The organism is Priestia sp. P1_B12_1 (genome assembly GCF_056406695.1).
In genome coordinates, this window is the sequence record NZ_JBFTZR010000011.1 from 78245 (window position 1) to 90554 (window position 12310).

General features: G+C 39.2%; 14 protein-coding genes and 5 tRNA genes. 1 reads left to right on the forward strand and 18 read right to left on the reverse strand.

The features are described from left to right. Positions 1 to 6 precede the first annotated feature (6 nt). The 7 genes from AC1D0Y_RS24525 to AC1D0Y_RS24555 form a co-directional block, all read right to left on the reverse strand. A complete protein-coding gene (locus AC1D0Y_RS24525; RefSeq protein ID WP_098333014.1) occupies positions 7 to 222 on the reverse strand; it encodes a DUF3951 domain-containing protein in 216 nt (71 codons plus the stop codon). 76 nt (positions 223 to 298) lie between these two features. Then, positions 299 to 754 (reverse strand): GNAT family N-acetyltransferase, encoded by a 456-nt coding sequence (locus AC1D0Y_RS24530; RefSeq protein ID WP_477707980.1) that lies wholly within the window; start codon positions 752 to 754, stop codon positions 299 to 301. A gap of 16 nt (positions 755 to 770) precedes the next feature. Then, the gene (locus AC1D0Y_RS24535; RefSeq protein ID WP_060746614.1) at positions 771 to 1445 is read right to left on the reverse strand and encodes an HAD family hydrolase; all 675 of its coding nucleotides are present in this window, start codon (positions 1443 to 1445) and stop codon (positions 771 to 773) included. A gap of 132 nt (positions 1446 to 1577) precedes the next feature. After that, positions 1578 to 2513 carry an alpha/beta fold hydrolase gene (locus tag AC1D0Y_RS24540; RefSeq protein ID WP_060746667.1) on the reverse strand — a complete coding sequence of 312 codons (936 nt, stop codon included), beginning with the start codon at positions 2511 to 2513 and terminating at the stop codon, positions 1578 to 1580. Between the two features lie 282 nt (positions 2514 to 2795). Further along, positions 2796 to 3932 (reverse strand): glycerate kinase, encoded by a 1137-nt coding sequence (locus AC1D0Y_RS24545; RefSeq protein ID WP_060746613.1) that lies wholly within the window; start codon positions 3930 to 3932, stop codon positions 2796 to 2798. A gap of 22 nt (positions 3933 to 3954) precedes the next feature. Continuing rightward, positions 3955 to 5223: a GntP family permease gene (locus AC1D0Y_RS24550; RefSeq protein WP_028408164.1), complete on the reverse strand. Its 1269-nt coding sequence runs from the start codon at positions 5221 to 5223 to the stop codon at positions 3955 to 3957. A gap of 126 nt (positions 5224 to 5349) precedes the next feature. Then, positions 5350 to 6450 carry a sugar diacid recognition domain-containing protein gene (locus AC1D0Y_RS24555; RefSeq protein ID WP_235593605.1) on the reverse strand — a complete coding sequence of 367 codons (1101 nt, stop codon included), beginning with the start codon at positions 6448 to 6450 and terminating at the stop codon, positions 5350 to 5352. Between the two features lie 158 nt (positions 6451 to 6608). Here AC1D0Y_RS24555 and AC1D0Y_RS24560 point away from each other — a divergent pair, with 158 nt between their 5' ends. After that, positions 6609 to 7793: an iron-containing alcohol dehydrogenase gene (locus AC1D0Y_RS24560; protein ID WP_060746611.1), complete on the forward strand. Its 1185-nt coding sequence runs from the start codon at positions 6609 to 6611 to the stop codon at positions 7791 to 7793. Between the two features lie 32 nt (positions 7794 to 7825). On the opposite strand, the gene AC1D0Y_RS24565 is transcribed toward AC1D0Y_RS24560, so the two are convergent. The 11 genes from AC1D0Y_RS24565 to AC1D0Y_RS24615 form a co-directional block, all read right to left on the reverse strand. Continuing rightward, entirely contained in the window at positions 7826 to 8173 is a 348-nt protein-coding gene (locus tag AC1D0Y_RS24565; RefSeq protein WP_028408161.1) for a DUF805 domain-containing protein, read from the reverse strand. Between the two features lie 160 nt (positions 8174 to 8333). Then, positions 8334 to 9335, reverse strand: a complete 1002-nt coding sequence (locus AC1D0Y_RS24570; RefSeq protein ID WP_060746609.1) for a DUF3231 family protein — start codon at positions 9333 to 9335, stop codon at positions 8334 to 8336. Positions 9336 to 9590: 255 nt separating this feature from the next. Beyond that, entirely contained in the window at positions 9591 to 9869 is a 279-nt protein-coding gene (locus AC1D0Y_RS24575) for a hypothetical protein (RefSeq protein ID WP_028408159.1), read from the reverse strand. Positions 9870 to 10333: 464 nt separating this feature from the next. After that, entirely contained in the window at positions 10334 to 10744 is a 411-nt protein-coding gene (locus AC1D0Y_RS24580; protein WP_028408158.1) for a hypothetical protein, read from the reverse strand. 108 nt (positions 10745 to 10852) lie between these two features. Continuing rightward, entirely contained in the window at positions 10853 to 11059 is a 207-nt protein-coding gene (locus AC1D0Y_RS24585; RefSeq protein ID WP_016766132.1) for a hypothetical protein, read from the reverse strand. Between the two features lie 48 nt (positions 11060 to 11107). After that, the gene (locus AC1D0Y_RS24590; RefSeq protein ID WP_060746608.1) at positions 11108 to 11392 is read right to left on the reverse strand and encodes a hypothetical protein; all 285 of its coding nucleotides are present in this window, start codon (positions 11390 to 11392) and stop codon (positions 11108 to 11110) included. A gap of 274 nt (positions 11393 to 11666) precedes the next feature. Continuing rightward, positions 11667 to 11738: transfer RNA gene (locus tag AC1D0Y_RS24595), tRNA-Glu, on the reverse strand. 39 nt (positions 11739 to 11777) lie between these two features. Next, positions 11778 to 11854: transfer RNA gene (locus AC1D0Y_RS24600), tRNA-Ile, on the reverse strand. A 23-nt stretch (positions 11855 to 11877) separates the two neighbouring features. Continuing rightward, positions 11878 to 11951 (reverse strand) — tRNA-Trp (locus AC1D0Y_RS24605). 54 nt (positions 11952 to 12005) lie between these two features. Then, positions 12006 to 12098 (reverse strand) — tRNA-Ser (locus AC1D0Y_RS24610). A 63-nt stretch (positions 12099 to 12161) separates the two neighbouring features. After that, positions 12162 to 12235, reverse strand: a tRNA-Pro gene (locus AC1D0Y_RS24615). Positions 12236 to 12310 lie beyond the last annotated feature (75 nt).

Here is a 12310-nt window from a genome sequence, read left to right on the forward strand (position 1 = left end):
CGACCTTTAGCTCTTTCTGTTTACAACATCTCCTTCTTTTTCTTCTAGTTCTCGTTCATTTTGCTCTTCATGAAACTCTTCTTCTGTTTGTGCAGCAAGATAATCAAACGGCGTATAGTAATTACGAGGAAGCTTTCGATGCCACACCGTTTTAATCATAATAATCATCAACGGAATACTCACCATTAAAATAGCGGCTAAAACTAGTAGCGAAAAAATCATAGATTATTTCCTCCTGCTTTATGAACTGCTCCTCCTGAAACAACAAAACGGATACTCTACACCGATTCACTTATATTCAATTTACATTTACCGCCATCAGTATACGAGATTCATCAGTGGCAAAACCGTTCTTTTCAAAGAAACGTTCTGGTTTGCCTTGGCCTCTTTCAGTAGACACGTAGACTTCTTTCACTTCTTTTTGTATAAGTAGCTCTTTAAGGAAAGATAAAAGGCTCGTTCCTATGCCAGTTTGCTGAGTGTTGCTTAACACACAAATTTCATTTACATAAAACGTCTTATAGTTCGCCCACTGTTCTTCATTTCCTACTATAAATCCTATGAGTTTATTATTTTCACTATGAAAGAAACCTATCCCTATGTAACCTGGAGTTTTACTGATATCGTATAAACGAGCATAAGCAGTGTTTATACTCCAAGGCTCATTCCACGGTGACCCACTAAAAACATTTGTATAGATGATTGCTGCTTCTTCTAAGTCTTTATCGGTTAGTAAACGAACTTGACTTTTCATCATTGCTCCCCTTTTCTCAACAGGTCTCTTGAAACTCATTCATAACGTTCAATAGTTCTTTTAAATCCTCTATTATATATGAATCTGTAAAACTTCCGTCAAAGAAAGCGTCTTTTTTCCATACAGCATGCATGCCCGCGCCTCTTGCGCCAAGCACATCATTTTCTGGATGATCCCCGATATATACACTTTCTTCAGCCGACACATCAAGCGCTTTTAACGCTCGCAAAAAGATATCTTTATGCGGTTTTTTAATGCCTTCTTGCTCGGAAACGAGTATAGTATCAAAATAGTGATCAATTCTAAGCGCCTTAATATTCATCCACTGAAAGTCCGTAAAACCATTTGTGATCATGCCTAGCAACAGCCCTTTTTTCTTTAGCTCTTTTAGTACACCCTCCATATGTAAAAACGGAACGCAGTGAGCTGGAAAATAGTGAAGGTAATCATCTAGCATCCCTTCCCACGTTAGATTCGAAAGATCATATTCGTTCAAAAGCTGCTGATATACTTTGTCTTTCCATACATAGCCTTTGTGATCTAACTCGATAAATCTAGATATGTATTCCTGCTTCGGTATGTGTGCTAGCTCTTCACTATAACGCTCGTATTGATCTTGAATAAAACATTTTAACGAACTGTCTCGATCTAATAGTGTCCCGTCTAAATCAAAAATAACGGCTTTAATCATGATTTGCCTCCTCTATATAAATCATTCTAGCGATTGGTTAATTATAACATTTATAGCTATACAGCTAACTAGATTTGATTCTTTCCTATAAAAAAGGAGACCCATGGTCCGGACTCCTTTTTCTTAAAGCCTTTATTTCTTTGTACTTGAGTTAATAGATGTATCTATAAAATCATTTACATATTTGCTCATTTCTCTGTACTTCGTCCAGTGTAAATAGTGATGACCTTGTAAAACAACTAGTTTTTGCGACGATACGTGACTTAATTGATCTTGATAAAACGTGATATTAGATTTTTCTTCTTTTGGTTCTTTATCTATTTTTCTAGTAAAAATCATTACAGGCATCTTTGAAGGAAACGACATATCGAGAGTTTTATTTATATTGTTGTTCAGTTCTTTTGCTTCATCAATGACGTTTTTGTTGTAGCCTTTCCAGCTGGAGATTGCTTTTGTCATTTTTAAATTTTTTGCTGTATACGTTCCTTCTTCGGCTAGCGGTAGATACTGATTAGGACTAGTAAGCAGGGCCAAGCGAGCAAGTCCACTTGGCGCTAAAACACTCATCAAACTTGGTATATTCGGCGCTTCTTCTTTAAAATAATCCAGCGCTTTTGGCAACGTAGGGTCTATTCCAATAATTGCTTCTACTTCATCTGGATATTTATTTGCATAATACATGCTGTAAACGCCAGAAACTGAGTGCGGCATTAATATATACGGACCTTTTATATCCGATTTTTGCAAAGCTTCTCTCATTTCACTTACACTATTTTCTACGGTACGTTTTTTATTCGTAATGTCACTCCATCCGTATCCAAATGGTTCTACTACCACAACTTTATTATCCTTCGACAGTTCATTTACTAAAGGTTCAAAATCCAGTGCAGGCGCAGTCGTTCCCAACCCGCTTAGTAGTACAATCGTATTTTCCCCTTTACCTTTTGTATATACATGAATATTTCTGCCATTAACCTCTACTAATTGACCAATAGGCGAGTACTTTTTCTTTTCTACTGCCGTTATAACTTGATTCGTTACAATCCAAATGATGCATATCCCTAACATAGCTACTATCACGTTTCGTAAAATTCTCAAGAACCTAAACTTTTTTTGCACGTTTACCTCTCCTTTCCATAAGTAGCAGTTAGTAAGCCGACGAGAATGCGAGAGAACCTTTAGAACTGCTTACTTACTATGACGCTTCAGAAAACGTTTCGTTCTATTTCCTATATAAAATTTAAAAGACTGATAGCAGCTTACTTCAGCACTAAACGAAAAAAGGCCTCTTCTGATGGAAGAGACCTTTTACTATTTATTAAAAAGAGAACAATAAAAACTGTAACTTCTTCACTTGATGCCTAAGCGTATAACTGACGCTACGTTTTTAGCCGTTCTTTCAATGTTTTCACCGGCTTTTTCCAGTGCTTCTGATAGATCGACCGCTCCGGGCACGACGCTGAATAACGCAGAAATACCGTGTTCATATACAGCTTCGCTTCCTGTTCCAATGCTCCCTGCTATCGCTATCACGGGAACGCTATGCTTTTTTGCTGTTTTTGCTACGCCAATGGGGGTTTTTCCGTAAATGGTTTGTCCATCTATTCTTCCTTCACCGGTAATGACAAGATCAGCATCTTTAATATAGCTTTCTAGCTGAGTAGCCTCAATGACAATGTCTACACCTGGCTTTAACTCCGCAGATAAAAATGCCAGCAGGCCGCCTCCTAGTCCTCCTGCGGCTCCAGCACCAGGAACACTTTGGATATGAATATTCATTTCTTTTTCAATAACCGCTGCGTAATGAGCTAGATTACGGTCAAGCCGTTTGACCATATCCGGAGTTGCGCCTTTTTGAGGACCAAATACCGCAGATGCTCCAGTTTCACCCGTTAACGGATTGTCTACGTCGCACGCCACTTCTACTTTGACTTCAGCAAGCCGAGGATCCAAGTTTGTAAGATCGATAGAAGCTAACTGATCTAGGCTGCCGCCTCCTTCTTTCATTTCTGCTCCGTTAGCATCAAGAAGTTTTGCGCCTAAAGCTTTTGCCATACCGGCTCCTCCATCATTTGTAGCACTTCCTCCGATGCCAATAATGATATGCTTCACTTTGTGATCTAACGCTTTAAGAATGAGCTCGCCAGTTCCTCGCGTTGTTGTGATAAGCGGGTTTCGTTTATCGACCGGAACATGATGAAGGCCTGAAGCGGCTGCCATTTCAATAACAGCCGTTTTGCCTTCTCCAAGAATTCCATAAAAAGCTTCCACCTCTTTATCTAAAGGTCCGGTTACTTTAGCTTGTATGATTTGTCCGCCCGTCGCGTCCACAAGCGACTGAACGGTTCCTTCTCCACCGTCTGCCATAGGTACTTTACTAATCTCCGCGTTGGGAAAATGAGCTTTTATTCCTTTTTCAACCGCTTCACAAACGTTAAGAGCCGTTAAGCTTTCTTTAAATGAATCAGGTGCAATCACAATTTTCATGCGTAAACACTCCTTTTAGTTTTTAGCCATATAGCTTTAATACACCAAATATAAGCGTGGATACAATTGCCATAATGAGCCCAATAAGCGATTCGTATGGTATTAATTTTAAGCGTTCTTTTATTTTCATATTTACACTTCCGCCCGTTGCGTGAAAAAAGCTTCCGTGCGGAAGGTGATCAAGTACGGTCGCCCCGGCATGAACCATAGCAGCTCCGGCTAAAGCAGAAACGCCTAGCTCTAAAATTGTCGAGCCAAAAACTTGGCTTGCGACTGCTGTTCCTGCTGTTGTCGAAGCGGTTGCCGCTGACATAAAAATACCTGAAACCGGAGCTAAAACATAAGCGGGCAATCCAATGGCAGACAAGGCGTGAATAATAACGTCTTTTAGCTGAGAGTTAGCAATAATACCTGCTAATGTCCCCGTTCCGAGAAGCATAATGGCTACACCTGACATTTTCCCTAATCCAGAAATAGCATATGTATTAAGCTGTTTTCCTTTTTTCATCACAATGGCACCAACAATCCCTCCTGCAGGAAGCGCAACCATTGGATCAATATTAAGATCAAAAAGCGGGCGCAGCGCCAGTAGCACGATGGTAACAATTGGTGCTATGATGGCCGTTAAAAAGAGCGGCAAGCTGCTTGCATCCACTGTATCTATTTCTTCAATTTGAACCATTGTTCCCTTTTTCACTAATCGTTTGGCTACTAGATAAGTGGCCGCTACGCCAAATATAGCGGGAATGATTCCTGCAGCCATCACGGATGTAAGCGGAATATTAAATGCATCCGAAGCAGCAATAGCGTTAGGGTTAGGAGACATTAAATTTCCTGCCTTTCCTCCTCCAATCATCGCTAATAAAATAGCAGGCTTTGACATACCCGTACGTTTAGCAATGGCTAAAGCAATAGGCGCCACTGTGATGACAGCCACATCAACAAACACACCTACTGTCGTAAGAATGAGTGTGGCTAGCGCTAGAGCTAAAAGCGCTTTTGTTTCCCCTAGTTTTTTTACAATGGTTTCTGCTATAACCGCTGCAGCACCTGATTCTATTAATACCCCGGCCAATATACCGGCTGCAAGAATCCGCAGTACTGCCGGAATAATGCCTTGTGCGCCTTCAATCATTAAATTAACGGTATCAGCGATGTTAACTCCGCCAATCAGTCCTCCAATTAAAGCTCCGGCTATCATTCCGTATGCGGGAGCCACTTTCTTTAAGATTAATATAATAGCAATTACTAATGCACAAATAGCGCCTAATGCGCTTACTTGAACGTCCATAAAGCATCCCCTTTCTTATTTCTCCTGTCCCTAACGTTAATTGTAAGCGCTATCTTATATTCTTTCATTAGTCACTTCAACAGAAAAAGACCTCACTATCGCAAGATCTTTTATGCACGTGCACAATTATGAAATTTTAGATAGCAATAGCGCTACATACAGTTCAAGAAGGTCTTTGACTTTTCTTGGATCTTTTCCCGTAATGCTTTGAATTCTATCTAGACGGTAACTTAGCGTATTTCGATGTATAAAAAGCTTTTTAGCTGCTGTGCTTCCTTCGCCATTTTCTTCTATGTAGACCGTTAACGTTTCGATAAGTTCTTTTTTCTTATCGTATTCCTTCAGCTTTTCATAGTATTGCAACAGATCATGATTTTCTTGAAAACCGGCGCTTTGACGTAACAGCACGGGAACTTGAAAATCAGAATAGCAGTAGAAAACAGCTTCTGGATGAAGCTTTGAGCCGACCGCAAGCGTATCTTTTGCCTGCTGATAAGATACACGAAGGCCTTTAAAGTCAGGTTGAACAGATCCTGCCGCTAACTTACACACCATTCCAGACGCCTGAAGCTGTTTTTCCAGCTGTTCCGCATAGCTGCTAGGGCTGCCTGCTTCTGTAGATTTTAATATGACCACTCCGTCTGGAAGCATAGCGTATAGGTCATTATTAGCTATGTATTTCTTTACAAGCTTCATAACTTCATGGCGATTGTCCGCTGTAACAATCAGTGCCACTCGTGGAAGGTATAAATTAATATCAAAGCGGTTCGCCCGGTCAAAAAATAAAGAGTCAAACGGCTCTTCTTGTCGAAGAAGCTGATGAACCACCTCTTCTTTTAATCGTTCATCCCACTGAATTTCCTCTATTAAAATCATTTCTTGAAAAATCATTTCAGCCGCCATGCGCACGAGTTCTCCATAATTACGAATCTGTTCTGGCAGTCCTGTTAACCCCACGACTCCAACAATTTCTCCGTTAAAGAAAATAGGCAAATTCACGCCCGGTTTGGCCCCTCGCAGCGAGTCAGCCTGCTGTTGAGTAATTTCGTAGGAACTGCCGTTTTTTAATACCATCAACGCTCCTTCGTGGATTTGATTCATTCGCTTTTTGTCACCCGAACCAATAATGACTCCTTTTTCGTTCATCACGTTAATGTTGCAATCAATAATCTCCATCGTTCTACACACAATTTTCTGAGCTAATTCTTTTGTTACGTATCTCAACATTTCCCCATCCTTTGCCTCTGTGAAGTAAAGCTCAATTTTTTCGTGACAGCTAATTTGTATTCAATGAAAAATTTGCGATACTTCATTATAATATACGTAGAAGCAAAACCACATCTTTGAAACCGCCAACAAAACAGTGCCTATAGGAGGATAAAAGAATGACTGTGTCAAAACTAGTTTTTACCCCTCTTAGCTATACAGGATGGGGATCACTTCAGCAACTGCTTCCGGAAGTAAAAAAATATCACCCTGCTCATATTTTAATTGTCACAGATCCCGTGTTAAAAGACATTGGACTTGTGGATAAAGTGAGTTCTCCCCTCATTAAAAATGGATACGAAGTAGATGTATATGCAGATACGGCACCAGAGCCGCCTTTAGCACTCGGTGAAAAACTCGTATCCTACGCAAAAAGCCGAAAATTTGATTTAGTCATTGGCGTTGGCGGCGGCAGCGCATTAGATTTAGCAAAACTTACGGCCGTTTTAGCCGTTCATGACGGAGCTGTAGAAGAATACTTGAACTTAACTGGTACAAAACAAATTTCAAAAAAAGGTCTTCCGAAAATTTTAATTCCCACAACTTCCGGCACGGGCTCAGAAGTAACCAATATTTCTGTATTATCTCTTGAAAGCACAAAAGACGTTGTGACCCACGACTACTTGCTTGCAGACGCTGCCATTGTAGATCCTGAGCTTACGCTAAGCGTGCCTCCTAAAGTAACGGCGGCTACAGGGGTTGATGCATTAACTCATGCCGTTGAAGCTTATGTATCAGTGAATGCAAATCCAGCAACCGATGCCTTAGCACTAAAGGCTATACGCATGATTAGCTCTTCTTTACGAACAGCTGTAGCAAATGGCGAAGATAAAGAAGCGCGAACTCAGATGAGCTATGGAAGCTATTTAGCAGGCCTTGCTTTTTTTAACGCTGGTGTTGCTGGTGTTCATGCGCTTGCATATCCTTTAGGTGGACAGTTTCATATTTCTCACGGTGAATCAAACGCCGTATTGCTTCCCTATGTGATGGGTTACATACGCAGAAGCTGCGTGGAAAAGATGCGGGATATTTTTGAAGCACTGGGCGGAAACGCTACCTCTTTATCAGAAGAAGAAGCTTCTTATCAGTGTGTAAAACAGCTGCAGTCACTTGTCAAAGACGTAGGCATTCCTCAGACGCTTCGCGGATTTGGTATTCCAGAAAGTGCCCTTCAAAAGCTGACAGAAGATGGCGTTCAGCAAAAACGAATTCTCGCTCGCAGTCCTTTGCCTCTTCTTGAAAAAGACATCCGAGCTATTTACCAATCGGCGTATGATGGTGCTATAGTAGAACCTGTGCACTAAAAAACTCCCCCTTGTGTAAGGGGGAGTTCTATTTATGCTGCTTTTGCCGTTGTACCAAAACGATTCTCTTTTGGATCGCTAGGCTGACAGAATAAAACAATTAGCCAAATACCGCCAATGAGTGGAACTAATGTAATGAGCTGCCACCATCCGCTTTTTCCCGTATCGTGGAGCCTTCTTGCTCCTACCGCTAACGAAGGGACTGCAATCAATAGCGAGTAGATTACCGGCAGAAAAAGAGGCTTATCAATAAAGAACTGAATGAAAGAAAGAATAAATGAAATAACAAAGTTGACCAATACAAACATCCAGTATTCAGTTCGGCTTGCTCTGCCAGAAAACGTCCCGTAATTTTTCAACACTTTTATGTACCACTTCATATGCAACAACCTCCTTTTTTAGTATAAAATTGTAAATTTATAGTTTATATATCCTTTTTATTCAAAAAACAAACCGTTAAACAAACAAATAACGACATTTTTTATACAAAAGAAAAAACTTCTTTCAAAAAAAGAAGTTTTCATAATGTATTATGCTTTTCTATTTAATCAAATCATTTCGGTCTTCCATACTTGGCGGTTCTTCAAGCCATCCGTTTTTAGCCATGATTTTTCCCCCGTCTTGCCCGTATGTTAAAATGTCTTTGGCGGTACTGACAAGAGTAAGAGGAAGATCTCCACGCAAACTAAACGCAGTACCTAAAGCGTTGCTTCCTAGCCCGAAACTGCAAAATAAACTCACGCAGTACATCATTAGTTTATCTGAAAAGGGTGCTACTTTTGACTCAGTCGCTTTCGCTCCCCACGTCGCAGGCGTTTGAATATCGCTCTCTAAAAGAATTTTACTATAATCACTTACAATTTTTTTAGCCAGCTCTTTTCCTTTTACAAAGTACTTCTTCACTTCAGGCTCACTTGCTACTTGAGCGAACCCTGTGATCATTTGCATGCCAAGAATGTTGCTTTCAATTGCGTAATAAATATGTGCTACCTCTACAGTATTTAATGCCCGTTTACTCGAAAATAAATGGATTCCATTCATGTAATCTGTGCCTTCAGCAAACTTCGCTTTTTTAGGTACGGAAACAGCTGGAGGCCTTGGAAGCACGTTTTTTTCCTGAAGATAATCTACACATTTGTCATAGCCACTTTGCGTGAAAGCGGTAAGCTCTTTATAGAGAGAGATCATGTCTTTTCTGTAGGACATGGTTAAATGAAGCGTATGTAGCCCCATACTAATTTCTTTTAAAAGGCGAAGAAACATAATATCAAACATCTTATCATAGAGCTTAGGAACGCCTATATTTACATCTTTTTCTGTATATCCTACTGGTATAGAAGCCCCTTCATTCTGTAAAATTGTTTTGATATCTTCAATGTAGTTCACCACTTGCCTATGCGTATCTTGCATAATTTCTTTTGCCCCTTCATCTTCTGCCTGTGCAATAAAATATTCCAAAATTCTTTGGGTCATTGTTTTTTGCTGATAGGTCATCCAAAGAGTAGCAATTTCACTTGAACTTAACGGTATTTCTTGACTCATGCACTAAACCTCCTGCTAGGGATACATACGTAAATCTTCATTTATTCAAGAGTGGGTATCTGTAATGAAGACTTTATTCTAGACCTTAACATTCGTCCCCGCAGTCAGATACACAACTCTGTCTCTTCCTCAATTAATTCTGCTTCATTTACTATGCACAAATTGGAAGAATCCTATGTATTTACCCTCGCTTTTAAATGGAGGAAACAAAAAAAGCCCCCTCTCATTAAAGGCGCTTTTTCAAAGAAAACGTTTTTATTCCATCGTATCAGAAATTCTTTTGTAGCTTCCGCATTTTTTTAGATATTGAATAATATCTTGATCTTTTACACGCTGAATAGCTGATCCGAACAGTTCTGCTGCTACCTGCATGCGTTCATGTTTATGTTCAATGGTCATAATATATCGAAGCGCATCCACAACCGGTGCATTGTGACGTGTACGACGAGTTATGTACTCGTGAATGGCTTCATTTAACCCTTCCGATTCCGCTTGTTGAAACTCAGGTTTTCTTACTACTTGACTATATACCACTTTTTGACACTCCTTCTCCTCATTTTTAATCATTTTTATCTTTCTTTTATTTCCATTTCCCTAACAAAAAGGAAACAAAACATGCAATGTTAACTTTTTTTTAGAGTTTTCTAGCAGATGCATTTAAAAGAACATAGGTTTGATCCTTATAAGGAAACTATGATATATTTTTTTGTCTACACAGACTATACACAGTAAGGAATGAGGTATTTAGATATGAATAAAGCTGAATTTATTGATGCTACAAAGGCTCCAGCCTTTAAGCCACGAAAAGAATTTAAAGAAGCTGTTAAATAAAGAATCTAATGCTGGGTATAAAGTAAAACAAGCAGGCTCTTAATAATTAAGAATCTGCTTGTTCTGTTCTATATAAAGACTATTTCAGTAAGTTATTTTATTTTTTCTAAACAGATACATATCTAGCAGCATATTAACAAGCAATAGATTAAGCTACTATATTTATTTTAATATACAGTTGAGCTAGATAGAATATCTTTATGAAAACGTACTGTTTCAGAACTATAAGTAGTCATATTTAGTACACTTTTTATGGAATATGAGATGAGGATACCCCCATCTTCCATTGTACTCACCCAATAAGGATGAAAGGGTATTAAAAAATAAAATCGCTTATCAAGTTTTTCTAAAACAAATGGTTCGGTAACATTTGTAGTTTCTAAATTACCAACAGAGACATCAATTTTATCACCTATTCTCATCCCACCATAACCCTCTATACAAATTTCAATAAATCCAGTTTCTTGAAGTAATTCTAATTCAACTTCTCCGACGTAATCATATCTTTCTAGTATGTTCGTTCCATTTTTAATTGATTGACGTACGAAATCCCCGTCATAATAAAAAACAAATGGCAATTCTAAATCTTTTGAGTCAATAAGATTTTGTATGGTGATAGTACCAACTCCTTTATACCAACTCGTTTATTATTATAACATTATTAAAAAAACACCCTGAAAGGATGTTTAATAGTTAGCTTGTAAAGCTTCACTCTTTTTCTTTAGTTTTTGACTTTCTTCTTCTAACTCAATAATTTTATTTTGGAGCTCTGTATTATCAAAGTCTTGTTCTAACTCTTCAGATAGCTTTATTCGCTGTTTATGAATTTCAATTCGTTGTTTAGCAATCGCTTCTACTTCTTTGTTTAATTGTAATTGTTCATATGGATTCATATAAATTCCTCCCTTACTTTCACTTTCAACACAAGAAGACAGATTCCTTTAAAATAAAGTCCAGTGAGTGTTCCCTATAAACATGCTAATGGCCCCAAACGCACTAGCAATAAAACTAAAATTCCACACAGTACGCATCCAAACTGCTAAAGAACCATATGTCTTTTTAAAGGCTACTTCACGCATAAAGATGAGATAAAGAACTGTAAACCCATATACACCAAATGCTACCCATTGAAAAGTTTCTTGAATTTGTGGAACTATTAGAACAACTGCTACTAAAGCTACGGTGAAAATGAGGTTCACAATCATAAAGAAGCTGACGAAACGCATCCACTTAAAGCCCTTTTCGTCTAGTTCCGCAGCACCTTGGTTTTTTCGCTTTCATTCCTCCATTATTCATTACCCCTAGTATTCAGTTTTATCCATTATAGCACGTTATCCTAGTGTTATTCTTAAAGTACTAGTATCGTTATGTTCAAATTTCAGAGATTAGACTCAAAAATTTTGAAGTTTTCATATTAGAATTTTATACAGTCTCAATCAAAATCTGTAGTTATCTAACATAAATAAAAGAGCAGTTTGCAAATGCAAACTGCTCTTTCGATGACCCGTACGGGATTCGAACCCGTGTTACCGCCGTGAAAGGGCGGTGTCTTAACCACTTGACCAACGGGCCGTGATTGTTTTTTAAGTTTAACTTAACTGTTTGTTATACTGGTGGGCCTAAGTGGACTCGAACCACCGACCTCACGCTTATCAGGCGTGCGCTCTAACCAGCTGAGCTATAGGCCCATAATCCTCATATGTATCTAAAATGGCAGGGGCAGTAGGAATTGAACCCACACTGACGGTTTTGGAGACCGTAGTTCTACCTTTAAACTATGCCCCTATAAAAAGTAGCAGTCATGACGGAAATTGAACCCGCGATGATGATAAAAATAAATGGAGGAGGAAGAGGGATTCGAACCCCCGCGGGCTTTGACACCCCTGTCGGTTTTCAAGACCGATCCCTTCAGCCGGACTTGGGTATTCCTCCGATATTATAACTGATGAACCTTCTACTCTAAACAACTAAACTAAGGTCCTATGATACTTCTGATCGGGAAGACAGGATTCGAACCTGCGACCCCTTGGTCCCAAACCAAGTGCTCTACCAAGCTGAGCTACTTCCCGTTTATGGCGCGCCCGAGAGGAGTCGAACCCCTAACCTTTTGATCCGTAGTCAAACGCTCTATCCAATTGAGCTAC